General features: G+C 56.6%; 25 protein-coding genes and 2 pseudogenes. 19 read left to right on the top strand and 8 right to left on the bottom strand.

Going from position 1 to position 26,410, the window contains the following annotated elements; translation table 11 throughout:
* Positions 1-23 precede the first annotated feature (23 nt).
* The 6 genes from HX823_RS00355 to HX823_RS00330 all read left to right on the top strand — a co-directional run bounded on the left by HX823_RS00355 (position 24) and on the right by HX823_RS00330 (position 6,435).
* Complete coding sequence (locus HX823_RS00355) at positions 24-293, top strand: DUF1799 domain-containing protein (protein WP_068936707.1); 270 nt, start codon at positions 24-26, stop codon at positions 291-293.
* Positions 290-3,640 (top strand): phage tail tape measure protein, encoded by a 3,351-nt coding sequence (locus HX823_RS00350; protein WP_177073845.1) that lies wholly within the window; start codon positions 290-292, stop codon positions 3,638-3,640. Before HX823_RS00355 ends, HX823_RS00350 begins: the two co-directional genes overlap by 4 nt.
* Positions 3,640-3,978 (top strand): phage tail protein, encoded by a 339-nt coding sequence (locus tag HX823_RS00345; RefSeq protein ID WP_177073844.1) that lies wholly within the window; start codon positions 3,640-3,642, stop codon positions 3,976-3,978. Before HX823_RS00350 ends, HX823_RS00345 begins: the two co-directional genes overlap by 1 nt.
* Positions 3,979-3,989: 11 nt before the next feature.
* Positions 3,990-4,742 carry a phage minor tail protein L gene (locus HX823_RS00340; protein WP_177073843.1) on the top strand — a complete coding sequence of 251 codons (753 nt, stop codon included), beginning with the start codon at positions 3,990-3,992 and terminating at the stop codon, positions 4,740-4,742.
* Between the two features lie 97 nt (positions 4,743-4,839).
* On the top strand, positions 4,840-5,622 hold the full coding sequence (locus tag HX823_RS00335) for a hypothetical protein (RefSeq protein ID WP_177073842.1): 783 nt from the start codon (positions 4,840-4,842) through the stop codon (positions 5,620-5,622).
* A 39-nt stretch (positions 5,623-5,661) separates the two neighbouring features.
* Positions 5,662-6,435 carry a C40 family peptidase gene (locus tag HX823_RS00330; protein WP_177073841.1) on the top strand — a complete coding sequence of 258 codons (774 nt, stop codon included), beginning with the start codon at positions 5,662-5,664 and terminating at the stop codon, positions 6,433-6,435.
* Here the strand turns inward: HX823_RS00330 and HX823_RS00325 are convergent.
* Both HX823_RS00325 and HX823_RS31890 read right to left on the bottom strand, forming a co-directional pair.
* A complete protein-coding gene (locus HX823_RS00325) occupies positions 6,411-7,010 on the bottom strand; it encodes a hypothetical protein (protein ID WP_177073840.1) in 600 nt (199 codons plus the stop codon). The two genes, HX823_RS00330 and HX823_RS00325, sit on opposite strands and share 25 nt — an antisense overlap.
* Positions 7,011-7,242: 232 nt before the next feature.
* A pseudogene (locus HX823_RS31890) lies at positions 7,243-7,329 on the bottom strand (VOC family protein); the annotation flags it as partial.
* A 303-nt stretch (positions 7,330-7,632) separates the two neighbouring features.
* Between HX823_RS31890 and HX823_RS00320 the strand changes: the two are divergent.
* The 6 genes and pseudogenes from HX823_RS00320 to HX823_RS00300 all read left to right on the top strand — a co-directional run bounded on the left by HX823_RS00320 (position 7,633) and on the right by HX823_RS00300 (position 12,450).
* Positions 7,633-8,526 (top strand): hypothetical protein, encoded by an 894-nt coding sequence (locus HX823_RS00320; protein WP_177073839.1) that lies wholly within the window; start codon positions 7,633-7,635, stop codon positions 8,524-8,526.
* A 68-nt stretch (positions 8,527-8,594) separates the two neighbouring features.
* A pseudogene (locus HX823_RS32195) lies at positions 8,595-9,326 on the top strand (PAS domain-containing protein); the annotation flags it as partial.
* Between the two features lie 45 nt (positions 9,327-9,371).
* Positions 9,372-9,878 carry a methyl-accepting chemotaxis protein gene (locus HX823_RS32190; protein ID WP_370706276.1) on the top strand — a complete coding sequence of 169 codons (507 nt, stop codon included), beginning with the start codon at positions 9,372-9,374 and terminating at the stop codon, positions 9,876-9,878.
* A gap of 180 nt (positions 9,879-10,058) precedes the next feature.
* Complete coding sequence (locus HX823_RS00310) at positions 10,059-11,096, top strand: GGDEF domain-containing protein (RefSeq protein WP_177073837.1); 1,038 nt, start codon at positions 10,059-10,061, stop codon at positions 11,094-11,096.
* Positions 11,097-11,378: 282 nt separating this feature from the next.
* Positions 11,379-11,801, top strand: a complete 423-nt coding sequence (locus HX823_RS00305; protein WP_122560937.1) for a hypothetical protein — start codon at positions 11,379-11,381, stop codon at positions 11,799-11,801.
* A gap of 55 nt (positions 11,802-11,856) precedes the next feature.
* A complete protein-coding gene (locus HX823_RS00300) occupies positions 11,857-12,450 on the top strand; it encodes a tail assembly protein (RefSeq protein ID WP_177073836.1) in 594 nt (197 codons plus the stop codon).
* Positions 12,451-12,477: 27 nt separating this feature from the next.
* Here the strand turns inward: HX823_RS00300 and HX823_RS00295 are convergent, their stop codons facing one another.
* Entirely contained in the window at positions 12,478-12,672 is a 195-nt protein-coding gene (locus tag HX823_RS00295) for a hypothetical protein (RefSeq protein WP_170042750.1), read from the bottom strand.
* A 179-nt stretch (positions 12,673-12,851) separates the two neighbouring features.
* On the opposite strand from HX823_RS00295, the gene HX823_RS00290 reads away from it, so the two are divergent.
* The 6 genes from HX823_RS00290 to HX823_RS00265 all read left to right on the top strand — a co-directional run bounded on the left by HX823_RS00290 (position 12,852) and on the right by HX823_RS00265 (position 20,852).
* Complete coding sequence (locus tag HX823_RS00290; protein WP_177073906.1) at positions 12,852-16,421, top strand: host specificity protein J; 3,570 nt, start codon at positions 12,852-12,854, stop codon at positions 16,419-16,421.
* Between the two features lie 1,000 nt (positions 16,422-17,421).
* Entirely contained in the window at positions 17,422-19,047 is a 1,626-nt protein-coding gene (locus tag HX823_RS31885) for a pyocin knob domain-containing protein (protein WP_256349935.1), read from the top strand.
* A complete protein-coding gene (locus tag HX823_RS31880; RefSeq protein WP_256349934.1) occupies positions 19,044-19,442 on the top strand; it encodes a hypothetical protein in 399 nt (132 codons plus the stop codon). The genes HX823_RS31885 and HX823_RS31880 overlap by 4 nt, the downstream gene beginning before the upstream one ends.
* 58 nt (positions 19,443-19,500) lie before the next feature.
* Positions 19,501-19,926, top strand: a complete 426-nt coding sequence (locus HX823_RS00275; RefSeq protein WP_177073835.1) for a structural protein — start codon at positions 19,501-19,503, stop codon at positions 19,924-19,926.
* Positions 19,923-20,423, top strand: coding sequence for a lysis system i-spanin subunit Rz (locus tag HX823_RS00270; RefSeq protein WP_177073834.1), 501 nt, complete (start codon positions 19,923-19,925; stop codon positions 20,421-20,423). The genes HX823_RS00275 and HX823_RS00270 overlap by 4 nt, the downstream gene beginning before the upstream one ends.
* 93 nt (positions 20,424-20,516) lie before the next feature.
* Positions 20,517-20,852, top strand: coding sequence for a hypothetical protein (locus tag HX823_RS00265; RefSeq protein ID WP_177073833.1), 336 nt, complete (start codon positions 20,517-20,519; stop codon positions 20,850-20,852).
* On the opposite strand, the gene HX823_RS00260 is transcribed toward HX823_RS00265, so the two are convergent.
* Complete coding sequence (locus tag HX823_RS00260; protein ID WP_177073832.1) at positions 20,836-21,516, bottom strand: SOS response-associated peptidase family protein; 681 nt, start codon at positions 21,514-21,516, stop codon at positions 20,836-20,838. The genes HX823_RS00265 and HX823_RS00260 overlap by 17 nt on opposite strands.
* Before the next feature lie 164 nt (positions 21,517-21,680).
* On the opposite strand from HX823_RS00260, the gene HX823_RS00255 reads away from it, so the two are divergent.
* Positions 21,681-21,959, top strand: coding sequence for a helix-turn-helix domain-containing protein (locus HX823_RS00255; RefSeq protein WP_177073831.1), 279 nt, complete (start codon positions 21,681-21,683; stop codon positions 21,957-21,959).
* A gap of 15 nt (positions 21,960-21,974) precedes the next feature.
* Here the strand turns inward: HX823_RS00255 and HX823_RS00250 are convergent, their stop codons facing one another.
* From HX823_RS00250 to HX823_RS00235, 4 genes are all read right to left on the bottom strand, one after another.
* A complete protein-coding gene (locus tag HX823_RS00250; protein ID WP_177003950.1) occupies positions 21,975-22,184 on the bottom strand; it encodes a hypothetical protein in 210 nt (69 codons plus the stop codon).
* 328 nt (positions 22,185-22,512) lie between these two features.
* Entirely contained in the window at positions 22,513-22,875 is a 363-nt protein-coding gene (locus HX823_RS00245; RefSeq protein WP_105523560.1) for a response regulator, read from the bottom strand.
* Positions 22,876-22,898: 23 nt separating this feature from the next.
* Positions 22,899-24,341 (bottom strand): ATPase domain-containing protein, encoded by a 1,443-nt coding sequence (locus HX823_RS00240; RefSeq protein WP_177004066.1) that lies wholly within the window; start codon positions 24,339-24,341, stop codon positions 22,899-22,901.
* Positions 24,342-25,039: 698 nt separating this feature from the next.
* Entirely contained in the window at positions 25,040-26,278 is a 1,239-nt protein-coding gene (locus tag HX823_RS00235; protein WP_177073905.1) for an MFS transporter, read from the bottom strand.
* Between the last annotated feature and the right edge of the window lie 132 nt (positions 26,279-26,410).

The following is a 26,410-nucleotide window of genomic DNA, read 5'->3' as shown; positions in this document are numbered from 1 at the left end:
CCGGGCCGTCAGATGCAGACCTGATGGCCTTCGGTTTATCGCGCCAGGACATCCCCGACAAGGAAGTCGGCATCTGGCCGGACAACTGGGAGGCCTTCAAAGTCTTCGAGGCCATGAGCACCCAGTGGCGCACAGGCGCGTGCGGCGCGACAGGCATGGACTACAGCGTTCTTTCCGGCGTGATTCGGATGTGCGGTGTGCCGATCAGTCAGCGACAAACCATTTTCAGCGACTTCCGGCGGATGGAGGCTGAAGCCCTGCAGGTGATGGCGGAACAGAGAGAGAACAAATGAGCACCAACTTCGCTTCCCTGGGCATTGCGGTTGAGTCGTCGCAGGCCGCAAAGGCTGCTGACGACCTGGATAAGCTGGTCCACTCGGCAGAAGGTGCTCAGAAGGCCATTGATGACCTTGGAAAAACCGGTGAGGGCTTGGCCAACACCGGCAAGAAGGTTTCCCAGGCTGAAGCGGATGTTGCGCAAAGCATCGACAAATCCACTGCCGCCAGGGATCGGCAGGCCGGGGCAAGCCGCAAGGCAACCGACAGCGCAGTAGCGGAAATCAGCGTCATCTGCCAGCTCGATAAGGCGATGACGGGCAGCATCGACAGCATGGAATCGCTGATCCAGGCTGAGGGCCTGCTGGAGCGAGCCCGCAAGGGTGGCTTGGTTACCATCGAGGAGCAGGCGAAGTACCAGGACCAACTGGCAAAAGCCTACGACAAAATCGAGAAGGCCGAAGCCAAGGAGCTGGCGCAGAAGCAAAAACTGATCGAAGCGGAAAACCGTCAGATCGAGGCACTTAAGCGCACCGTCAATGGGATTGACCCTGTTACCGCCAAGCTGGCGAAGCTGGAGGCCCAGGAAAAGGCGCTTAACGACCTGCACAAGGCAGGTCAGATCGACGCCGAACGCTATAACGAGGCTCTGGCAAAAATCGGGAAGGACCGGACCGGTCTTACTGAGGCCGCCGGCGCCTTCGACAAGCTGAAGCTGGGCACCCGCCAGGCGCAAGAAAACGTGATGCAGCTCGCCAACGCCATCCAGGCGGGCGATCTGGGTAGCGGGGCCAGGGCCATTGCTCAACTGGGGGCTGGTGCAGGCGAGTCTGCCAAAAGCCTTGCTGGGATGCTGATTCCTGCCGGGCTGTTGGTGGCTGTGATCGGCTCTCTGGGCTATGCCTACTTCGATGCCATGAAGCAGGCCCGCGAGTTCAACGCTGCAATCAACGGCGGCACGAACGGAGCCGGACAGACCATTGCCAGTCTGAAGGACATGGCTGATGGCGCAGGTCGCATCACAGGCAACATGACCGGCGCGCGGGAGGCGGTTGTCTCTCTGGCGTCTGGCGCGGCCACCAGCGGCACGCAGATGCGTAACTTGGCTGAAGCTGCCGCTGCTGTCAGTGAGGTGACCGGACAGGGCGCGGGAGAACTCGCCAAGTCCTTCGTAACTGCCGGCGAAACGGCAACCGAAGCCGCAGGCAAGATCAGTAGCCAATACGGTCTGCTGACCCTTGAGCAGTACCAGGTGATTAAGGGGTTGGATGACCAGGGCGACAGTCAGCGCGCCCTGGATGTTCTCAGCGAGGACCTGAATCAAGCCGCACTGACGCGGCTGAAGACCTATCGCGAGTCGCTTTCCGATGTCGAGCGCGATTGGGACAACATCAAGACCGCTATCAAGGGCGCATACGCTGAAGTTCGGTCGGAGATCTTTCCCGACCTGGCCAAGCAGATCGAGATCACTCAGCGGGTGTTGGATACTCGTAAAGGGGGCGGGATCTCCGGCGCTATTTCGAATGGCCTGAGCTCGCTGAACACTGCGCTTGGCCTGGGCACTGGCGAGCATGACGACTCGACCGAGGCGCTGGAGAGGAAGCTTGCCGACCTGAAAGCGAGGCAGACGGCCAGCTCCAATCTGGCAATCGCCACCGGTGAAAATACCGACGCGAACCAGAAGGCAATTGAGGCTCAGCGGGCGCTGGATGCGCAGCTCGATAACGTCAACCCTCTGGCCAAGCGTCAGGCTGGCCTGAAGAAACTCAACGATCAGTTCCGCGCCCTCTACGAAAACGCCGAGAAAACCGGGCAGAAATCACCATTGCTTGATGGTGTCAGTTTCGACGGTGCCAAGTTCTCTGGTGGTGCGTACGACACGCTGCTGAAAGGGCTTGAGACCAAGAACAAAGACCCAAAGGCGGCAGGCACACAGGTCGACCTGACCGCTTTCAACGACGCCAAGAACGAATTGGCCGCGATCACCGACACCTACAAAAACTACCAGAAGGAACTGGATGCGGCGCAGAAGGCCGGCCTGCTGTCCGAGGCTGATTACCTGCTGCGGCGCCAGGCGCTGATCGGCAACCAGCTCGACCAGACCACGGCAGCGTATGAGGCCGAGATTGCGGCGTTGGAAGCCGTCAAGGGCAAGAAGTCCACGTCTGCCGCGCAGAGCATCCAACTCGACCAGAAGATCGCCGACGCGCGCGCAGGGATGGTCAAGGCGCAGAAGGATGCGGATAGCCAGCTTGAGGTGTTGGCGACCAATGAGGCCGGGCGACTCGCCAAGCAGGAGCGGGCGATCAGTTCGTACGTGCAGGCGCTGGGGCAGCAACAGCGGGCCCTGGAGCTAGCCGGGCAACGCGCCGTGCTGGGCGTTGGGCAAGGAGATCGACAGAACGCGCTCAATGGGGAGCTGAACAGCCAGCAAGATCGGTTTGCTCAGCAGGCGTTGGAGTTGGAAAACCAGCGTTCCGACCCGTCGCGCAACATGTCGGAGGAAGAGTTCACCCGCAAATCGCAGGCACTCGCCGATGCAAACAAGAAAGCTACCGACCAGATCCGGCAGAACTACACGGATGTGGAGGCCGCCCAAGGCGACTGGACGAAGGGCGCTACGGCGGCCTGGGAAAACTACCTGGACTCGGCGCAGAACATCGCCGGACAGACCAAAAGTCTGTTCGGTAATGCGTTCAGCTCCATGGAAGACTCGCTGGTCAACTTCGCCATAACAGGCAAGGCATCGTTTGCTGACTTCACCAAGTCGATCTTGGCGGACATGGCACGCATCGCTACACGCCAGGCCAGTTCGGCATTGCTGGGTAGTTTGGTGGGGGCGGCAGCGAGCTACTTCGGTGGCAGTGCGGCCGGCGGCGGCAATGGTCTTGCTGCAGGTTCTGCGGGAGCGAACTCGTCGAATCTCGGCGCGTCGGCGGCCGGCTACTCCAACACCTACTTTCCTCAGGCGCTGGGTGGTGCCTGGGCCAACGGCGTGCAGATGTTCGCCGATGGCGGTGCGTTCACCAACTCTGTCGTCAGCAAACCCACGGCGTTCGGTATGGCCAGCGGCAAGACCGGGATCATGGGTGAGGCGGGCGAAGAGGCGATCATGCCGCTCACGCGCACCTCCAGCGGCAAGCTTGGCGTTATGGCTATGGGCGGTGGCAGCGCCGGCGGCACGCAGATCAATGTCGAGGTGCACATCGACGGCGACGGCAACGCGTCGTCCTCATCCGATGATCCCGGCTACGACCTGTTCGGCAAAGAGCTGGCGACGTTCGTCGAGCAGAAGTATCAGGAGCTGCGGACCAAGGACATGCGCCAGGGCGGCGTCATCAACAAAGCAATCAAGGGGCGCTGATGGCCATCGAACGATTCATCTGGGAAACGGAGAAGGGCGCGGAGGGTGATATCACCCAGCGCGTACGCTCCAAGCAGTTTGGCGATGGCTACGAGCAGTCGGTCGAGGACGGCCTCAACAATCGGTCGCAATCCTGGCCCGTGACCTTCACCGGTTTGAAGGGGCGCATCAAGGACATCATGGCGTTCCTCGACCGACACAAAGGGGCGAAGGGCTTCCTTTGGGAGCCGCCCCTGGGTGAGCTTGGCCTTTACAAGTGCAACGGCTACAAGCCAGTGCACCGCGGCGGCCAGGTCTACGCCATCACCGCGACCTTCCAGCAAACCTTTCATCCCTGAGATAACCCCCCATGGCACTGATCACGGACATCCAGAAACTGGAGCCCGGCGGCGAGATTCGCCTGTTCGAAATCGACGGGACCGAGTACGGCGCGGATTACCTGCGCTTTCACGGTCACGCCATCCCGCACACGCCAGAGGAATTGCTGGCCTATGAGGGCTCGGAAGAGGACCTGCCCGCCAAGTCGATTATCTGGCAAGGCGAGGAGTACGCGGCCTGGCCGGTGCAGATTGAGGGTATTTCCTCGAGCAGCGACGGCACAGCCTCTCGGCCGACATTTGCCGCCGGCAACGTCAACGGGCGTGTTACCGCGCTGTGCCTGGCCTTCGAGGATATGCTCAAGTTCAAGCTGACGGTCCGCGAGACGCTGGCTCAGTACCTGGACGCGGCGAACTTCCCCGAAGGCAATCCAACTGCCGATCCGACTCAGGAAGCGCTGGAGATCTGGTACATCGACCAGAAAACCAGCGAGGACGGTGAGGCGGTGGTCTGGGAGCTGTCTTCGCCAGGCGAGATCGACAACCACGGGCTGCCCGGTCGGCAGATGACGACTTTCTGCCACTGGGCCATGACGAATGGATATCGTGGTCCGGATTGCGGCTACACCGGTGCGGCCATGTTCGACGACGAGGACAAACCAACGGACGACCCCGCGCTTGACCAGTGCAAGGGATGTTTGTCGTCCTGCAAGCTGCGTTTTGGCGAGAACGAAGAATTGGGATTTGGGGGATTTCCGGCTGTGAATTTGATCAGTAGGAGCTGATACAATGCGGTGTGCAGCTAGGGTCGCCCCCGAAAAGCCAATACCTAACTGGCCTGCTGCGCTCCTCATGTTAGGTTTCATACTGTAGGGGTGTGAATTGAAAGCCAAGTTTCCATTAAACCTTGTCGGTTGCCGATTCGGTCGCTTAACAGTCGTAAGCAAAGAGATAAATGACCGACCATACAGAACCACTATCTGGGGATGCCTGTGTGATTGTGGGGCGAGCAGGAAGATACTTCGCAGTTCGCTCATAAGTGGCGCAACCGTTTCTTGCGGTTGCTACAACAAGCAGCGGGTGGTGGAGGCGCTCACCACCCACGGCCTGCACAAGCACTCGGCCTATGGAACATGGAAGGCGATGATTGACCGCTGCTATAACCCGGACTCCAAGGACTTCAAAGATTACGGAGGTCGAGGCATTCAGGTGTGTGATGAGTGGCGAGACATTGCAGGATTTGTCGCCGGGATGGGAGCGAAGGAGAAAGGCCAGAGCATCGATCGGCTTGATGAGAATGGCGATTACGAGCCAGGAAACTGTCGCTGGACTGATGCGCTCGGCCAGGGCGAGCATAAGCGGAACAACGCCATTGTCACGCGCCTTGGCAGTAAGAGGCATATCGCCAGTGTTTGGCGTGAGGCTGGCATAAAAGAATCTACGTTCTACAACCGCCTCGATGCTGGGATGACTCCTGATGAAGCTGCGTCCCTGCCTGTTCGTAAGCACAACGCAACAGCGGTGATCGATGGGGAGGAGCGGACACTTGTAGAGTGGGCAAAAATTGCTGGAGTCGACTCTGCCACCGTACGCAACAGAGTAAAGGCCGGGATTGTAGGTAGGGCGTTACTTGCGCCACCGCGATCCAGGAAAATATCTGCTTAACCAAGGGCGCTACGGCGCCCTTTTTAGTGGGCGCAAATAATGCGAAAACACATCATCGCGGCCATCCAGGCTCACGCGGCGGCGGAATATCCACGCGAGTGCTGTGGCCTGCTGTTGGCCATCGGGCGGGCGCAGAAGTACTTCCCGTGCCGGAACATCGCCACGGAGCCCAACGAAGAGTTCCGGCTCGATCCCGAGGACTACGCCGCGGCGGAGGACTTGGGCGAAGTGATCGGTATCGTTCACTCGCACCCTGACGCCACCAGCAGGCCGTCACCGCACGACCTGGCCATGTGCGAGGCAACGGCTTTGCCCTGGCACATCCTGAGTTGGCCCGAGGGCGACCTCAGGTCGATCACACCCACGGGCAGCACGCCGCTGCTGAAGCGCCCGTTCGTGCATGGCGCCTGGGACTGCTGGCAGGTCTGCGCTGACTGGTACAAGCGTGAGTGGGGGCTGGAGTTCGAAGCCTTCCAGCGCGCCGACGGCTGGTGGGAGAGCGCGGACAACGCTAGCCTGTACGAGCAGCATTACGAGGCCGCCGGCTTTGTGCGTGTCGACCGACCGCAACGCGGCGACCTGATCGTCATGCATGTCGGGCGGACGGTTCACCCGAACCATGCCGGGATATACATCGGCACGGACCCGGCGCTACCAGGTGAAGAGGCAGGCGCATTCGGGCCTGGGCCGTTCCTGCTACACCACCTGTACGGCAGGCCGTCCGAGATCATCGTCTACGGCGGGCCCTGGCATGACAGAACGCGCCTGATCCTCAGGCACAAAGATGCTCAGTCAAAACCGCCCAGCGAATAGATCGAAAATCCGTCTTTTGTTAGATGAATGACCTCTGTCGTCCCGCCTATGTAAACGCGATCACCGGACTTTTCATCCTCCTGTCGCGACTGGGCACGCATGATGTCAGGCGCACACGCAGGGAACGAGTTCCAATTTATTCCCGATTTGTCCATAAGCTCTGGCTTTACGCCAAGCCCATAATCCAAACGCTCGGATTTGAAGTCCGACCCAGAACGGTATGCGAATCCATGGACCTTTCCCGAGTCGTCGGAAATCCCGAAGTGATAGATCGTTGCAGTTTGGTCTTGGAGGGCGGGAACATGGCGATTCAGTTCGCTCCAGAGGGCCTGAAGCTCCTGGGCGGCATGTGCATCGACCGCATCTACATTGAGGGCAAAACCTTGGTTATTCACAAGGCCGATCCATCGATTGAAAAGCAGGGCCGATCCCGTGCCGGCAATGATCATACGGATGTGCGGGATCGAGATGGCTTTGCTGGCCAACCCTGGGGGCGTGTCGACGGAATAATGTAAAAGCGTGTCAGTGGCTACAATTGCTTCGTTTTCATCCGTGTAGAACAAGAGCGAGGACATAGGGCCTCCTGGCCGACTTTGAGTTGGCGGAGGCTACTATCGCTTCCGGATCAGATGCCACTGGCATTCCATCCACGCTGGATGCCTGGCCAGGTCGATAGCATGTTGCGCGTCCGCTTTCGACCCTAAGCTGTCGTTCGCGAAAGGCAGCAATCGGCCATTAGCGGACGTTGAACTACGTCCGCTGAACCCCAAACCTGAATATCGGCTTGACTCAGATTCAAATTCAGATTCAGCAAATCCGCTTCTCACCCAACCGCTCTACCAACCTGATGAGATAACCGTCGGGATCCTGGACGATGAATTCGCGCTGGCCCACTCCAAGATGGGTTAGATGCACCAACTATACTTCGGTGCCACGAGGGGATCGTGGCGAGCATCATGATGCAAGGGAATTATAGTGACGCGTTGATGGCTGCTATTGGTCGAAGAGATTCATGCACGCAGCTCACCTTTAGGCCGGTGGGCATCGATCAGACACGCTCGGGTGAGCTGCGATCGAAGCGCGCCAGGTCATAAAACATTTTTGGGGTGAACCTGCCAGCGGTTCGAATACGCATATACTGTGCGTATTGCGAATGGTAGCAGTTTGATATTGCCGGCTAAAGGTTGTGTAACTTCGATGAACAAGACTGATCTGCTTGAGTATTTGAAAGAGACCAGTTCGGAAATGACCCGAGACAATATAGATGAAGCTGTTCTGCTGCATTTTGATTTGGTCATGGAAAGCTATCGAGAAAAGCCTTCATTTTATAAAAATTTGTTGAAATATGACCGATTCATGGTTGCCCTGTCTTTGTTGAGCTTCAGCTACAAAGACGAGAAAGTTCCTTTATCCAGAGTAAAGGCATTCTGCTACGAACGTGGCTATATGTCTCGAAATAGCCTGGATTCTTATTGTTCATTTTTGTCCATTTCCGGATATCTGGATGTTCGGTTACATGTGCAGGACGGGCGTCAACGTAGTTTCCGACCTACGGAAAAAGCGCTAAGCAATACCGTGCAGCTAATCAAATCTTATTTGCTGCCTTCGCAGATGATCTCTCCATACGACAGTGGGTTATCGGTTGTGGGGAAGAATGTTGATCTATTGCGCGTATTTTTTCGAGGGTTTGCCAAGATACTTGAAGGGGACTTCCTGCTCGACAAGCTGTTGCCTGAAGCGAAATGGATTCTCAATCGGGACGGCGGTCATCTGCCGATGCTCGCACTCTATGCCGATGCCCTGCGCACCGGCTCGTTAGAGACCGGCTACAACGTATCCTCTTACGTGGAGCTTTCATCGCGTCTGGGCGTGTCCAAAACACACATGCAGCGCATGATCAAAGAAGGCCAGTTACAGGGCTATTTCAAATGCGACAAACGTTTGGTGGGGTTGAGTCCGGCCTTTCTCGAATTGATGCGGCGGGCCATGTCAATCTACTTTGCAATTGCCCGTGTCAGCATGGAGTTGGGAGTTGAGGAGAGCGAAGTAGGAAACGAGCCTGGCGGTATTCGCTGTGTGTGTGAGCGTTAGCGCGAGTTCGCTTGTTATTTTGGGGCGCGATTTAATCACTAAGCAATGTCCTTTTTGTTGTAATTTTTATGCCGGAGTTCAGCGTGTTTAATCGCCAGTTGAAGAATGCTCTTTTTACCTGCCAAGAGCAATTGTGCCTGGCGCTCGGGACAGTCGCCGACGTCGAAGCGGTGTTTCTTTCAGTACGTGTCGATGGAGCTGGCCGGATTATCTCGGCCAACCAGCGGTTTGCGCAAATGCTGGGATACTCGCTGGAACAGCTTTCAAAAATGGTAATGAGTAACCTCAACGCGCAACCGCAGAATGATTTTGCACCCAACCTGTGCGCCATCGAACCGCAACGCTATCGTGCCTCCGACGGCCGTGCTGTGACACTCAATATAGGCTGGATCGCTGCAGCGAACCGGACGTTTCAAGGCTACGGCATGGTTGCACCTCCGCTGGCGCGGGACGAACAGGAGGTTATCGAAATGTTCAGCGCACTGAACCGCTCGATGGCGATGATCCAGTTCAGTCTCGCGGGTGAGGTCGTCTACGCCAACGAATCGTTCGTCCAGGCGATGGGTTACAGCCTTGCGGAGATACAGGGCAAGCATCACCGTCTGTTCTGCCTAGCGGAGGACGTGGCGTCGGCGCATTACGATGAATTCTGGAAGAGTCTGAACAAGGGCGTGTTTAACGCTGGTCGCTTTCGCCGGGTAGATAAAAGCGGAAAAGTGGTTTGGCTGGAGGCCACTTACAATCCCATCAGAGACGCTTCCGGTCGGGTTTATAAAATTGCCAAATTCGCCAGCGTAGTGACCGAGCAAGTTGAAAAAGCCGACGGAATCAAACAAGCAGCGACCATGGCTTACGACGTGTCGCTAGATACCGATGTGAAAGCTAACCGAGGGATGGAACTGGTCGCCGACTCCGTGCTCGGCACACAGAATATTTCCCAACAGATGGCCTTGGTGACCGACAGCATGACCGCGCTTGAATCGCAGTCGCAGTTGATCGCTTCCATCGTCGACACGATCGGCGCCATTGCCACCCAGACCAATCTCTTGGCGCTTAACGCCGCTATCGAAGCTGCACGCGCTGGAGTGCATGGACGAGGATTCGCTGTCGTGGCGGATGAAGTGCGCAAGCTCGCCGGCCGTACCAGTGCGGCCACCCAGGAGATTAACGGTGTGGTCAGGCAAAATCGAGAATTGGCCGGCGAAGCCGCGTTGCATGTCCAGTGCAGCAGAGACCAAGCCAACGTTTTATTGGAACTGTCCGAACAGGCAGGTATGGCGATGGCAGCTATCCAGTCAGGCGCAAAGCAAGTAGTGAAAGCCATTGGTAGAGTCACCAGCGATCTGCATTGAACGCTTTATCTACGTCGCGGTAACGCCTCCGCCTTTGGTGAAAGCAATATGGAAGTTTTTGCGTACGGTTTTTCCGATTGATAACAGGAATTTGGATGCCAAAGCACACTTAATTCATTGATTAGGTATTGCCCAGACGTTGACATCACATTCAGGCCGTTTCGGAAAAGGAGTTTAGGGATGCCGGCGACTTTCAAAATCAGACCAAGAATGCGAACACTGCTATCACCAGCGGTAACCAAGATTGAAATGGCGGGAATTGTTTCCTGGCTTTGTGTGTTGCTGATTGAGCCTGCGACAACGTTAAATCTGTTAAATATGTTGGTTACAGCATCGTTGTTGGTTATTTGGTACGTTCATCGCGTAGTTGCTGATTTTCGCATATGGAGAATGCTCGGCGGCGTGTATATATTGATTCTGTCACTCGGCTTTGCGCATGTGATTGACACCAATGTGCAGCTGCGCGTCTTTACGCTCCCCCTAGCTGTGATCATCGTGGTAAGCAGTGCTATCTTATTCGTCACGGTTCAGGACTATCTTCTCTCTACATTACTGGTCTGGATACTGATGTGGCCCAATTTGGACGTTGGCTTTTACCGGGAACTGGAAGTTTATCTGGTCATTTTTTGCGTTGCTTCCATGTCCATAGGGTTTACTCTCAGCTTTACCTATCTAAGAAACATGCGCTCAGTGTTGTTGGTCGAAAGTGAATTCAGGACATTGGCGGAGACAGATTTTCTCACCTCCTTACTTAATCGACGGGCCTTTATGGGGCTCTTCCAAAATGCATTGGCAGAAGGCCACAGCGGCTACTTTATAATGTTGGATATTGACGAATTTAAATTAAAAAACGATCAGTACGGTCACGATGTCGGTGACAAGATTTTGTGTGCCATGGCCGCGTGCCTGAAATCCACCCCTGGCAGCCACAGTGTCGGGCGGATTGGAGGTGAGGAATTCGGTGTCTTGTTGTTGGGCGAAGATGATGCGGTTGCTCATGAGTACGCATTGCGCCTGCTGGGCAACATCCGTTGCAGTGTATTGCCTCCGCATCAGTTCACTTGCAGCGCGGGCGTCGCGCAGTTCCGAGCGACATCGGACATGTCCGCAGTGCTCAAATGCGCCGACAGCAATATGTATAAAGCGAAGCATGATGGTAAGGATCGGGTGTTTCAGGATGGAAGGCAGGTCAAACCGCTACGTCCTGTAACTACGTAATTAAGGTTTGACTGGAGGACGTCTGTGAAAATCGTTTTCGAAGAAATCGAATCTCCCCCTTGCTGCTTGCTTACTCTGGGCACCTTCACTTTAATGTTCCAGAACCGCTCAGAGGCTGAAAGCTTTCTCAAGCTCCTGATGGGGGCGCAGACATCGGTTAGCCCCAATCGCTGAACGTCTGCTTCTGGCCGAAAGCTGTCTTTGGAATAGCCCAGCCCCGCGCTGGGCTTTTTACATCTCCCCCTCAGTGCTACATTCCCGCCAAACCAAAGAGGGAACGACATGCGGATTTTGATAGCGGCGGTTGCGGTGGCGATGCTGGCGGGGTGTGCCTCATCGGCGATCTCGGTGCGGGATGCGAAGCCGGTTCCGTCGGACGAGGTCTATGCCTTCCAGACTAAACCGGCTGGCGAGAGCGGAAAAATCACCGTGGTGCGCGACTCTGGCGCGGTCGGCTCTGGTTGCGACATTGTTGTTTATGTCGACGGCCGCAGGGCTGCAAAAATCGGTACTGGTCAGCGAGCTACATTCTACCTTCCGCCGGGGTCGCCCAATCTCGGCGCAGGCCTGGCTGGCTCTGGCTTGTGCGCAGGCGCTGCAATTCGAACCATCGCAGCAACGGTGCAGCCAGGCAAAGAAAGCCTGTACCGTATCAGCGGCGACATGGCTGGGTTCTACATAGGGCCCTATGTCGATTACAACTGAATCAAGAAAACCTTGAAACCGCCTCCGGGCGGTTTTTTATTGCTCGGAGAAAGTGATGCAGGCATCAGCGATCAACTACCAACCCATGACGACGATTCGCCTGCACGGGCAGCTCCGACAGTTCGGAAAGTCCTTCAGGCTCGCAGTGAAATCGCCGGCGGAGGCGATCAAAGCACTATGCGTGCAGATCCCTGGATTCGAGCGGTTTCTCTCGAATGCCAAGTCGCGCGGCCTTGAGTTCGCGGTGTTTCGCGATAAGCGTAATATCGGGGAGAAGGAGCTGTGCTACAACGGTGCCGGAGACATCCGGATTGCGCCCGTGATCGTAGGCAGCAAGCGCGGCGGTATTCTTCAAACCATCGTCGGTGCGATCTTGATTGTTGTGGGTGTTATTTTCTCTGCAACGCCTTTCGGTACTCCGCTCATAGGTGCAGGCATCGGCCTCGTCGCCGGCGGCGTGATCCAAATGCTCAGCCCCCAGGCGGGCGGACTCAAGACCAGCGCGGCGCCCGAGAACACGCCTGGATATGCCTTCGGCTCAGCGCAGAACACAACAGCGTCTGGGAACCCTGTACCGCTTTGTTATGGGAAGCGCCGCGTTGGCGGAGCCATAATCAGTGCCGCAATTTACGCTGAAGACCAAGCGTGACCAGGCTTCAGCCTGGTCGGTGCATGATTACTGGGGTATGGAGATTTTTGAGGCGCGCAGTGCTGCCTCAAGCTTTTTCACTCGCTGATCGAGATCATTAATTACGACCTTGAACGCCTGAGCGACGCTGTGGAGTTCGTTTGGCACCTTGCCGCTAACGCTCTTGTCTGCGATGTCCTGCAGCGCTCGGGATAATGCTACGTGTCCAGGTGTATCGTTCATTGCTGACCTCCTAGGTCATATCGCCCGGGTCCATGGGCTTGCGAATCAAAGGACCGGAGCGGCTCATTGGAGGCGCAAAGCTACTACTCCGACACCGGCAAGTGCCACTGGAATTTCATCCAAGCTGTACAGATACCCACACCGCCCGCGAGGCGGTTTTTTATTGCCTGGAGAAAAGCATGGGCGCAGCACAAAAGATCGACATCCACGGCGCCAAGGGCGGCGAAGAGAAACCCAAAACGCCAACGGAAGCCCCGGATAGCCTGCGCTCTGTTGCTATTGCCAAGATGCTGATTGCTGTCGGTGAGGGCGAGTTCGAGGGTACGCCAACGGCCAGGGACATCTATCTGGACAACACCCCACTGCAAGACCCCCAAGGCAACATGAATTTCCCGAACGTGAAGTGGGAGTGGCGGACCGGCGCGGTGGATCAGCCCTATATCCAAGGGATCCCATCGGTAGAAAACGAGACCACCATCAGCACCGAGTTGCGCAGCGGTACGCCATGGGTGCGGGCCATCACCAATACTCAGCTCTCTGCTGTGCGCGTGCGGTTTGCTTGGCCGGCACTTCAATCGGTCGACTCGGGCGGAAACATCAACGGTTACGCGATTGGCTACAAGGTCGAGCTGGCAACTGACGGCGGTGCCTACCAGGAGGTGCTGAACGAGGCTGTATCCGGCAAGACCACGAGCGTCTACGAGCGCACGCGCCGTATCAATTTGCCGAGGGCTACTTCTGGTTGGCTGATGCGGATCACTCGCCTGACTGCAAACCAGAACAACAACAAAATCTCCGACACGATGCAGATTGCCGGATTCACAGAGGTGATCGACGCCAAGATCCGGTACCCGAACACCGCGTTGCTCTACATCGAGTTTTCCGCCGAACAGTTCCGCAGCATCCCGGCCGTGACGGTCGAGACAAAGCTGAAGAAGATGCAGGTGCCGAGCAACTACGACCCAGTGTCTCGAACCTATTCCGGCGTTTGGGACGGCACATTCAAACAGGCCTGGACCGACAACGCGACCTGGATGACGTATGACATCACCACCGCCGACCGCTTCGGCCTGGGCCGCCGAATCAAGCCGTGGATGGTAGACAAGTGGGAGCTGTACCGCATCTCGCAGTACTGCGACCAGCTGGTGCCGGACGGGAAGGGCGGCCAGGAGCCTCGCTTCATCTGCAACCTGAACCTGCAGAGCAAGGCTGACGCCTGGTCGCTGCTGCGCGATATCTCGGCGATTTACCGGGGCATGACCTACTGGGCCCAAGGCCAGGTCTTTACCCTGGCGGACATGCCACGGGCAACTGACTTCGACTTCGCCTATACCCGGGCGAACGTCATCGACGGCAAGTTCACCTATTCCAGCGCGTCGGAGCGCACCCGCTACACGCGGGCGCTGATCAGCTACGACAACCCGGGGAACAACTTCGACACCGATGTCACGGCTGTGACCGATGCCAAGTTGCAGCGGCGCTACGGCGACAACCCGCTGGAGATCAGTGCCATCGGCTGCACCCGCGAATCCGAGGCCCAGCGCCGCGGTAAGTGGGCACTGCTCACCAACTCCAAGGACCGGGCTGTCAATTTCAAGGTAGGCCTCGACGGGCGCATCCCGCTACCTGGCTACGTAATCCCAATCGCCGATGAACTGCTGGCCGGTCGCCCGGTGGGCGGGCGTATTTCGGCAGTCAACGGCAAAGTCATCACCCTGGACCGCGACACCCAGGCCAAGCCCGGCGACCGGCTGATCCTCAACCTTCCCGACGGCAAATGCGAGGGCCGCACCGTGCAGCTGGTCAGTGGCCGGCAGGTCACCGTGACCGTGGCTTATTCCGTGCCGCCGGAGCGTGAACTGGTGTGGGCGCTGGATGCTGACGACTTGGCCATCCCGCTTTATCGCGTGGTCAGCGTGGCGCGGCCAGAACCTGGCGTGTTTGAAATCTCGGCTGTGCAGTACGACCCGAGCAAGTTCGATCACATTGACACCGGGGCCCGGCTGGAGGAACGACCAATCAGCGTTGTGCCTATCACCGTGGTACCGGCGCCGGCGAGCGTCGACATCTCGTCGAACTACTCTGTGGATCAGGGCTTGGCGATCAGCACCATGAACATCTCGTGGCCCGCTGTGAACGGCGCGGTCGCGTATGACGTGGAGTGGCGTAAGGACAGCGGCAACTGGATCAAGCTGCAGCGCACGGGCGCGACGAGCGTTGATGTCACCGGCATTTACTCGGGGGCCTACATTGCCCGCGTACGCTCGGTGAGCGCCTTCGAGATATCTTCGATCTGGAAGAGCTCCAACCTGACCAACCTGGAAGGGAAGGTCGGCCTGCCGCCGGCGGTGGCGTTCCTGTCCGCCACCAGCGAACTGTTCGGCATCGGCGTTCGGTGGGGTTTTCCTGCTGGCGCCGAGGATACCCAGCGCACCGAGCTTTGGTATGGGCAGGCCAATGACCTGTCTGTGGCAACCAAGCTCGCCGACCTGGCTTATCCCCAGGCGAACTACAGCATGCAGGCCCTCAAGGCAGGCGCGCAGTTCTTCTTCTGGGCGCGCCTGGTGGACCGCACCGGCAACGTTGGGCCGTTCTATCCAGTCGGCAACGGCGTGATGGGTATGGCCAGCGCAGACGCGGCGCCGGTGCTGGACTTGATTGCCGGGCAGATCGGTCGCACCGAACTGGGCAAGGACATCTTGGACGAGATCGACAAGATCCCAGGGCTGCAGGAGCAGATCGATGCGCTCGACGGGCTGTCGGCCTATGACCCTGAGACGGTCTACCTCGAAGGAGACCTGGTGGTCGTCGGCAAGCGGATCTACCAGGCCACGCAATTGGTGCCCGTGGATACGCCACCGCCGAACGCCGATTACTGGGTGGACGTCGGCCAGGTGCTGGAGACTGCCAACGGTCTTGCGCGCCAAGTGGAGATCAACACCACCAGCATCACCGAGTTGGACGGCGTGGTCACGGCGGCCGCGTCGAGCCTTCAGGCCTTGCAGTCAGCGTACCGTGACGACACCGGTGAGGGAGACCTGGCGGATGCACTCCAGGGCTACAACGCTTCGGCCAGTTTTGCTCAGGAGGTGAAGACGCAGGCCACCAAAAATGCCGCGATGGTGCAGCGACAGACTGAACTCACCGCAGAGGTGGAAGAGGTCAGCGGCTCGGTGGTCGAGTTGGAAAGTGTTGTGGTCACGGACCGTGAGGCGACGGCCCAGGCCATCCAGCAGATCGGCGTCAAGATCGAAGACAACTCTGCGGACATCCAGACAGTAAGTCGCGCCCAGGCCGACACTGACGGCAAATTCTCCACGATGTACTCCGTGAAGATGCAGGTTAACGCGGACGGCCAACTGGTCGCTGCCGGGTTTGGCCTGGGTATCGAGCAGGACGAAGAGGGTGTTCTTCGGAGTCAGTTCTTGGTGAGCGCTGATCGTTTCGCGATTGTCAGCACGCTGGCTGGTGGGCAGGTGTTCACACCTTTCACAGTGGATAACGGCCAGGTCTTCATGCGCTCGGCGTTCATCCAGGACGGCAGCATCACCATGCTCAAGATCGGCCAGGCGCTGCAATCGGACAACTACGTCGCCGGTGTGCAGGGTTGGCGCCTTGATAAGGCGGGAAATCTGGAGTTCAACGGGCCCGCTCCTGGTGGCGGGCGACTGACTATGACCAATCGCGCAATCAAGGTCTACGACGAAAACGGAGTCAAGCGCGTACAGCTTGGAGATCTTACAGCATGAGCTTCGGGATGAGGATATGGGGCGCCACTGGCGCCCTTGAGCTCGATGAGAACTCGTTTACAGTCAGGGTAACTTACTCAGAGGTTGTCCAATCTGGGCAGCCAGCACCAGGATATACAAGATTTATACCTATACCGGGGGTTGATCCTTCAACACACTCTGCTGTTTGTATACCAATTGCAAACTATGACACTGGCGGCACCAGTATGTATGCAATTCAATACATCCCTATAGTTTCGTCAGGAGGTGTAACTATATTTTTTGGGCAGCCTGGTGCGCCGTCCGGATCGTCTTTGGGTCTAGCTCCGCAAAGACTTATTGTTATGAGGTTTAGATGATGTCTTTTGGGCTAACCTTCTCCAATAGCGATGACGTGGTCACATTAGATTCTGAATTCTCAAGATTGGTTGTTTTGGCGCGGGGTGCCTACAGTGGTGTAGGGGGGGCAGGGGCTAGCTTTCCGTTCCCAATTACCACGCAAGAGCCACCTCTTGTATTTGTAAGGCCAGACCAATCAAATACGCTATGTTTTTGTAAACTATCTGGGAGTGCTGGAGCTTGGACAGGTTTCTCGTTTACAGGGATAGCCGGTTCATCAACTTCTGGTAGGTGGTTTTCTGCTGCTTTTCAATCTAAAGAATTAGCAGTTTTCGGGTTAAGGCTTTGGGGTGGAGACTCTAGGTTACTGTTTGATAATGGCACTGCATGCGCCCAGTTTACAAGAACGATTACAGGATGGTCGTATTTGGGGTCGTCTCCGACAGGGCAGGGTACGTCGAGATTAAGCTGGACATCTAATAGTCCACTGAATACAGGCGATTTCATGTTATTGAACAATATCGCAATGGATGTTGCTGGTACAACCTCCCGCCAGGGCAACCAGTATGCGGTATGGGACTATCCAAACAACCGATTGGTTATGCAGGTTGTAGGTGTTGATATACAAACATCATTCTATACGCCTGTGGTTTTCGCAAAGCCTATTTCATAGGGGAATCAAATGACCTGGTATAAAACAGGAACAGTAACTGTTACGCCTGGCAGCAATGCGGTTATCGGGACGGGAACATCCTTCATTGCCAACTCGCGCGTAGGAGACGGCTTCCGTGGTCCTGATGGTGGCTGGTATGAGATCACCAACATCGCCAGTGATACTGCGATGTCGATCTCACCGCCTTACGGCGATCCATCTGCTTATGCAATCGCTCCGTTGCAGGGGTACGTCAAGGAGTCGGCAGACCAGCTCCGTGCTGCGACTAAAGTAATTGCTGGCGCCGCCACCGATATGACTGCCCAGATTGAAGAGGCGAAAGCCTCAGCAGTTTCCGCTACTGCCTCCGCCGCTATTGCAACAAGTAAAGCTTCTGACTCAGCTACATCTGCAGCCTCCGCGACGAGCCGGGCAGCGGCTGCGCTTGCAAGTCAAAATGCTGCAAAGACATCTGAAACCACAGCTAAAAATTATGCTGATCAGGCCGCGGCATCCGTAGCTGTACCATTGTCGACTCCGCTCAATGGTTTGAGTGTTGCCGTTTCGGCTGCGATTGCAGCATCGGATACCATTATTTCTGCCTTTGGAAAGCTCCAAGCACAAATCACGCTTGGCGGTTGGGGCGCGCCCAAAGGTATCGCTGCCGACATAAATGCGCTGACGGTCAGCCAGCAGTTCAACATAAATACTCCAGCAGCTACCTCCAATATCCCTATGAAACTTGGCAGTACAACAACGCCTTTTGCTGCTGGCTCTACGGGAATAGTCTCGGCATGGCAGAACGGAGGCACGGGACACTGGCAAATGCTGGTTTTTGATCGGAACTCAAACAGCATTGCCTACCGCAGAAAAGCGGCAGGCATTATTCAGCCAGATGACTACCTGGTTGTTTACCCGACAGGCAAAACGGTTCTGGATATCAGTCAAGGCGGCACCGGCGGTAATACCGCGTCAGATGCGAGAATTGCTCTTGGGTTGAAAACAGGGGCGCTGGCGGACGTTACCACGTCCAATACGGACTCCGACGCCTCGCGAGTAATGCGCCCCGGTAACTTCGGCATTGGGAGCTACGACCCTCTTGTCGTGGCAGACGCCAATACCATCAGGATGACTGGGTTCTATTACGGAACAGGTTCAGCCAATACCCCGGAAACATACGGTTTTATCCGGCACCAAGGCGCGGGTGCTCAGGATGGACTTCAAACTTTCATCTCCGCTGTTACCAGGATCGAGTACAAGCGCATCCTTTCTTCCGGGACTTGGGGTGCATGGGATTCTGGATCGTCTAGCGCTCCAATTACTAAGAGATGGACTAGCTCTGCGTTATCCGGTACAGCCGGTTCTCCTATGACACTCACCCATAACCTTGGTATTAAAGCCAAGATTATCAATGTCTACGGTACTATGTTGACTGCGGCTGGGGGTTATTCCGTTGGAGACACTATCGATTTCGGTAGCTGCCCGGTTACGTTGAACGGCTCCCTTAGCTTCAATTTTACTTTTTACAACTCTAGCGTCAACTCGCTGGTAGCTATCCTTGGTTCCAGCGGTATTGCTCTGAACAATAAGACTACAGGGGGTGTTACTTTCCTGACGTCCGCGCAAATTTCACTTACGTTTGAGGTGATGGCATGACAGAGCCGACCAAGCTGATTGAAAGTTCTCAAGAAGACGAAATGCTCTACTACATAGACGCGAACGGGAACTACCTCGGCGCCGCAAATGGTGATAACCCCTACGGCGGCGAACCTGTTTTTCCACCGCCTGAATATGGTGACCAGGTATGGCTGTTTTCCGATGCCGCGCCCTATTGGTCGGAAAGCCCGTCCGTGGCAGCGACGAGAGAAAACAGTTGGCGAGATGAGCAAATGCCTAAGGCCGAGCAGACCGTCACCGCTATTCAATATGGAGAGGAAGGGATCCTGGGCACTGCTCAGCAATGGCAGCGGTACTGGCTGGCGCTGCGTAAGTGGAACGCCGATAACCCCGAGTTCCCAGACAGCAGCAAGCGCCCAATGGCGCCAAGCTGATTGACAGCAGAACACCGTCACCCGCCTTGAGCGGGTTTTTTTTCGCCTGGAGAAAAGCATGCCTATCACCGAAACCCGCGGGGTGCGTAACAACAACCCCGGAAACATCGACTACAGTCCAGCCAACCAATGGCAGGGACAGCTCAAGCCAGACTCGGCCATCGAGAAGCGCTTCGCACGGTTCGATACACCAGAGAGCGGCATCCGCGCCCTGGGGAAATTGCTGCTGACCTACCAGCGCAAGCACGGACTGAAGACGGTGAAGGCCATCATCAGCCGTTGGGCTCCGGCGGGGGAGAACGATACCGCTGCCTACGTGCGTGCGGTGGAGGTGAACACCGGCACCCGGCCTGGTGCCTATGTCGACCTGACCCAGGCAGCGGTGATGTCTGGTTTCGTTAAGGCGATCATTCATCATGAGAACGCCGGGTATGCCTACCCCGACGCGGTGCTGGCTGAAGGCGTGCGGCGGGCGCTGTCATGACGCCCGGTCAGATCCTCGCCGCGATCCTGCTGGCGATGGTGATCAGTGCCGGCGGCACCTGGCAGGTGCAGGACTGGCGCTACGGCAAGCAGCTCGCAGAGCAGGCCGGCCTGCACAAGGATGACTTGGCGGCGATCAGTAATGCCGCCTCTGCCCAGGCCCGCGATGAGCAAGACAAGCGCCTGGCCACGGAGCAGAAGCTCGCCGTCCAAGACCAACAACACACCAAGGAATTATCCGATGCCCAGCGCAACCAGGCTCGCCTGCGTGACCAGCTTGCTACTGCTGATGTCCGGCTGTCAGTCCTCCTCGAGGATTCAGCCAGTGGCTGCGACGTGCCTGCCGCCCCCGGCGCCGTCGGCGTGGTTCATGCAGCCCGTCGAGCCCAACTTGACCCAGCGCATGCTCAACGAATTATCGGCATCACCGATGCGGGCGACCGCGGATTGATTGCACTTAGGGCGTGTCAGGCGTACGTCAGGGAAGTAAATCGATGAGTGCGAACGTCACGGTCAGATGTTGGCTACGAAGGGCTGGCCGTTTATAGAATGTGTCCTAGAATGAACTTCCAAATATGGAAGCCATTCACGATGTTAAATATCGATTTGAAAACTATCGTTTACTGGATGAAAATCGTATCCGGGATTTCTCAGCTTGGTGGGCTGGTGGTCGCCTCCCGAATCGATCTTAAAAGTAAAGCTGTAGATCTCGCATTGGAAAATGTTCCGGGTAATCCAGCTCTAGAGGCATACCAATCCAGCAAGTGCGGTGGCGTTCGTATCCCCTCAGTAGAGGAGATTCGCTACAACGACTTAGCGAGTAGGGAAAATCCACAAAGAAACGCAGCTCTTTTCAAATTGTCGATCGCTATGGTTGGTTTCGGCATGGCGTTGCAATTAATCGCGGACATTATTGAACCGGCTTGATCAGCTCTATCCCTTTATTCCGCACGTTGCCCACTGCCGTGCTGACCTTGAACCACTCGAAGGCCTCGGCCGGCTCGCCTTGGTGCAGCACCATCTGCTCTGCGCGCTCTTTGGGCGTGGCCAGGTCCAACCATTCCCGAGCCAGTTCCGGAGTCAGCACCACTGGCCGCCGGTCGTGGATATCCACCATGCCCCCGGCGCTGTCTGCGGTGATGATCACAAACCCGTCATGCTCACTTGGACCTTCGTCAGCATCTGGTAATTGGCCGATGGCCGCACACAGCACCGGTGCGCCGTCGCGTCGACGGATCAGATAGGGCTGCTTCTTCGGCCCGCCTTCATCCACCCACTCAAACCAACTATCGATAGGCGTTATTGCCCGGTGCGGCCAGATCGCCCGAAAGAATGGCCCGTGCGCCACCTTCTCCACACGCGCATTGATCGGCGCGGCGCGGTCCTTGGCCCAATGAGGGCGCCATCCCCAGCGAACGGAGTCGGCGTGCAGCAGTTCACCATGGATATGCAGTAATGCGACCTGGGTGGATGGCGCGACGTTGTAGCGTTCAATAGGCTCATCGCCCACGGAGTTGGCCAGAGCATTGGGCATGCTCAGCGCTGCAACAAAGTCATGGATTCCCCGATACTGTGTAAGCCTTCCGCACATGCCTGCACCCCCTATTTTAAGTCAGTGTAGATCGTGACCGCTAAGCGTGCAGTGGGGATGGGCGCGATTGCTAGACCAAAATGAGTTGCAGATTTAAGCAGTGCTGCGGCGCCGATAACAGATGGTAATCTTCTGAGAAAGACTTTTGTTGGAGGGTTTTTTAGATGAGTATCGGTGCTAGATTAAAATCTGAACGGCTTCGCCTCGGATTAACCCAAGCCATGCTCGGTGCCGCAGGGGGAGTAGAGGTGAATGCTCAGGGTCGTTACGAGGCCGGAGCTAGAATTCCGCGGGCGGACTATCTAACGTCGATCGCCAAGGTCGGTATCGACGTTCTTTATGTTGTCACTGGTCAGCGAATGAAGAATCGGGCCGCCGACTTCACCAATAGTCGCGAGTTACTATCAGTGAGTCAAAGCGAGCCTAAGATCCGAGTGCACTGAATTCTGTTGTCGAACTCACTCCGGCGACATTAACACTGCCAGCGTCAGCTTTATGAACTCTTCATTCTCATCGATGGTGTGCAAAGCACCTCGAATGTTTTCGGCCACTTCGGAAGAACCACGTTGTTCAACCCAGTTCGATAATTCCATGATGGAAGCTTCGAGTGCGAGTTGGTTGTCGTAGAGCTTGGAGAGCAGCGTAGGGATCAGGTCTGAGTTGGGCATCGGCATTCCTCTGGTGCAGTGAACAGCCTAGCAGTTGGCGATTGGGAGCCCATTCCAAGGTCAGGAGTGTCTGCTTTCGCCCGATTGTGTTGAAAAAGTCGGTCCTTCCAGACTGCCCGCACACTGGTTGCTGAAAACGCCTTTTTTGCGCGCAGCTATGCGAAATCTGAGCCCGAAATCCTCTGCTCATAGTAAAGATTTTATCTCAAGCACGTACTTTTCTGCCGTGGAAACCATGGCCGACTTTTTCAACAGAATCGGCCGAAAGCGGACATCAAGAACGTGTACGAAACCCAGGGCTACTCACATTGCCTCGAGCTGCTACAAGCTACTCCGAACCTAAGAGATTTCTAACCTCGGCGATGATTAAATCGATATTAAATGGCTTTGCCAACACTGCATCAAACAGATCCGATCTCTGCATACCGATGTGCGCCTGGGCACCGCTCATCAAGATGATCGGCAAATCGTTAGCGGAAGGAAGTGCTCGTACAGCCGTCGCGAATTCAAGCCCGTCCATGACCGGCATCATAAAGTCAGTAATGATTAAGGAAGGCCTTTCCCTTTCGAGCACCTCGAGCCCCTTTCGACCATTGCTGGCGGTTACCACCATGAACCCCTCATCCTCCAGCGCGAAGCCGAGGATGTCAGCGATCAAATACTCGTCGTCGACGACTAGGATGGTGGTCATGTTAATTCAATCCGCACAAAGGCTTAGGATCTTGAACCGGGCAATGTCTCAGTGGGGACTGATGGTTCATGTCTTGAAGCCTTTTTCAGGAAAACATCATGATCGCGGATGACGACCTCAAACCGTGAGGGATCGTAAGAGCTGTCTCTTACTTTAAGAATGGATAGCGTCCGGCTTAGTTCAGAGTGATTCTCAGAAAACCGCATCAGCATCAGGTTGTCCACGATGCTAGACAGATCAGAGTTCGGAGCGCTGACCTCGGAGCCAAACAGATCGCGCATTTCCCAGGAGGCAAAGACAGTTACGCCCCTGGATCGCAGCTCGTTCATCAGTGCACTAAAGAAGTCAGTAATCCGTGCGGGGTTTGTCGAGACTCGGGTCATACCGCTAAGGCTATCGATGAACAGTCGCTTGATGCCCTTTTGTTCAACGATACTCAGCAGTCGTGCGCCTAACCCATCCAGCAAGCCTTCGGTAGTCGGCTGCCATGCAATGCTCAGGGCGCCGCTGTCCTCCATACCTTTGATATCGATGCCCAATGATTGGCCTTTGAGTCGCAACCGTTGTGGACTCTCGTAAAAGCCAAAATGCAGTCCTGGAGCATCCACCGTCGACTCGGCAAGAAACTTGAGACCGAGAGTCGTTTTACCTATGCCGGAGGGGCCCATGACCAGAGATACACTGGAACTGTATAGGCCTCCACCCAATATGCCGTCCAGTGAACCAATGCCACTCGGAATGCGCGTCATGTCGGCGCTATCTGGGGCGGACGGGTGGCTGTAAAGGCTTTCGAGTCGAGGGTAAACCACCAATCCGTTATCGGTGATCTCGCACTCGTGAAGCCCAGTCATCGCTCCACTGCCGCGAGTTTTACGCAGTTGAATACGACGTACCGAGCGAGTACCAAATAACTCTTCGCCCATTTCAATAACGCCATCAACCATGGTGTGCTCAGGGCTGCCGTCGTCGAGACGGGAGCTGGTGAGAAAAAGCACTGTGCAACCAGCGAAAGCAGCGTGCCCTTGCAGCTCAGAAATGAATTTCTTAGTGTCAATGTGCGAGTCGGCTTTTGAGCGAGCATTGAGCAAGCCGTCTACCACCATCACTGTGGCTTTCTGACGGCTTATCTCTCGCCGAAGCAGTTTCACCACCTCGTCCAATCCTTCGTTTTCCAGAGTGTCGAACGCGCTGACAAACTGAATTTCAGCGCCTACTTTGGATGAGTCGAAAAAGCTCAGAGTGGAAAGAAACTGAAAAAGACGGTCGTGTGACTCGGCCAGCAGTGTGGCGACTAGAACCCGACCTCCATTGTTCGCATGATGGAACCCAAGTTGGTTGGCTAGGATCGTCTTGCCAGACCCTGGCCGCCCCTGAATTATGTATGAGGCGCCCGCGACCAGCCCTCCCTTGAGCAGAGCGTCGAGCCCTTCAATTCCACTTTGGAGGCGTTTTAGCTTTTCCACGATGCGACCCTGATCTGAAAAACAGGCTGTTTAAGCCAAGTGAGGCGGAATGCTAACGCCATTTTCGCTCTGGGGCCATTCTCGCCTAGAACATGGCTGTTTAAAGGAGTGATAAATTGCAATTTAACCGCCTCCACCTCTGACTTCCCCCCCCTAAAGTTGGGTGAAATCAATGTTGCTAGTAGATGCCCCTTTAATCTCGCAGTGATTCAATTGTAGTAATTGACCCCAGCATTTGCGTCCAAAACGCAGGGTAGAACCTGAACCCCTGGATTTCTTAAATGTGTTCGAGCGCTTCTGGTCGGAAGCGGCCATACGGACTTATCTCACGAGTTGGGGTTATTGGTGGCTTGTGTTCGTCGGCAGGACGCCGAGGGAGGGGTTATGCATTTCCGGCATGGCCCAAAATCCCCCCGTTGGGACCACTTCTGGGACCAACGGGTGCATTTCGGTGCTTTACGAGTGATGACTCACGACGACTTCGCCCAATAAACGCTGATCACCGCTAATCACCAGTATGCGTTTCAGACCGCATGGTGATGTTAGCTGTGGAGATCAATTACTTTACCTATCAATGGGTTGCGAGCGTGGCGGCAGGAGCCTTCAGGCATGCGTCAACAGCGACATCAAGGCGCGAAACCCGGTCGCTGAGCAGAAGATTTTGGATGTGTGTTGGAATTTGGCGCGCATTGTCGCATATGTCAGGCGACAGTTGTATGTCCGGCGAAGGATGGTTTTGCCAAGGTCTCCGGCATCGCCAGCCACAGCAGCGCCAACGCCAGTGCCGCCACGCCGGCCAGGGTCAGGAAGGCCGCGTTGTAGCCGGCCTGTTGCACGACGAAACCGGCCAGGCTGCTGCTCAATGCCGCGCCCAGGCCGAAGACGGTGGACAGGGCGCCCAGGCTGACGTTGAAGCGCCCGGTGCCTTGGGTCAGGTCCTTGACGATCACCGGGAACAGCGCGCCGAAGATCCCGGCGCCGATGCCGTCGAGCATCTGCACGGCCACCAGCCAGTACGGGTCGCTGGACAGCGTGTAAAGCACGCCGCGCAGCGGCAGGATCATGAAGCCGGCCATCAGCAGAGGCTTGCGTCCCCAGATGTCGGCTTTGAGTCCGACCAGCCAAGCCATCGGCACCATCACCAATTGCGCGGCGACGATACACGCCGACGTCAGCGGCGTGGCCATCTGCAGGTTGATCTGAGCGAGCTTCTGGCTGACCAGCGGTAGCATCGCGGCATTGGCCAGGTGGAACAGGGCGCAGCAGATAGCGAAAAGCAGCAGTGGGCGGTTCGCCAGCAACACACGGATACCGGAGGGTTGTTCGTGGTCCGTGTGGTGCTCCGGGTCAAAACCACGGGCGACCTCGTGATCGATCGCCTCTGCGGACACGCAACTGATCGCGACGATACTCGCCACGGCCATGAAGGCCATCAGGTAAAACACCACCACTGGCCCAAACAGATAGGCCAAGCCACCGGCCAACAGCGCCGCGACGGCATTGCCGGCGTGGTTGAAGGTTTCGTTGCGCCCCGTACGGCGGGTGAACGCGCGAGGTCCGGTGATGCCCAGCGAGATTGCGCTGATGGCGGGCGCGAATACGGACGCGGCGACAGCACTGGCGGCCTGGGTTAACGCCACCAGGCTGAAGGAACTGACAAAGGGCAGCAGCAGGCAACTGCCGGTCACCACGATGGCGGCCAGCGCCACCACTGCGCGCTTGCTGCGGGTGCGGTCGATCAGTGCGCCTGCTGGGCCTTGGGTGAGTAGGGCGGCGATGCCTGCCAGGGTCATGACCACGCCGATGCTGGCCGGGTCCCATTTGTGCACGGCCAGCAAGTAAATCGCCAGGTAAGGGCCGAGGCCGTCGCGCACATCCGCCAGGAAGAAATTCAGGCTGTCCAGGGACAAGGCATTACGCAGGTCGGAGTGTTTGGCCACGGCGAGGTCTTCGGAGGCGGCGTTCAAGGGCTGAACACGCATTGCGTTAATGACCCGTGGGCCCTGCGTTAAGTTTCGCCCACTTCTCGGGGTTTTAATCCGAGGGCTCTTGGCTTATTTTCTGGGCCCCGC

It is taken from the genome of Pseudomonas sp. P7759, assembly GCF_013386445.1.
Lineage (GTDB): Bacteria > Pseudomonadota > Gammaproteobacteria > Pseudomonadales > Pseudomonadaceae > Aquipseudomonas > Aquipseudomonas azotoformans_A.
The sequence above is the reverse complement of the archived record's forward strand: the minus strand, read 5'-3'. Positions and strand labels throughout refer to the sequence as shown.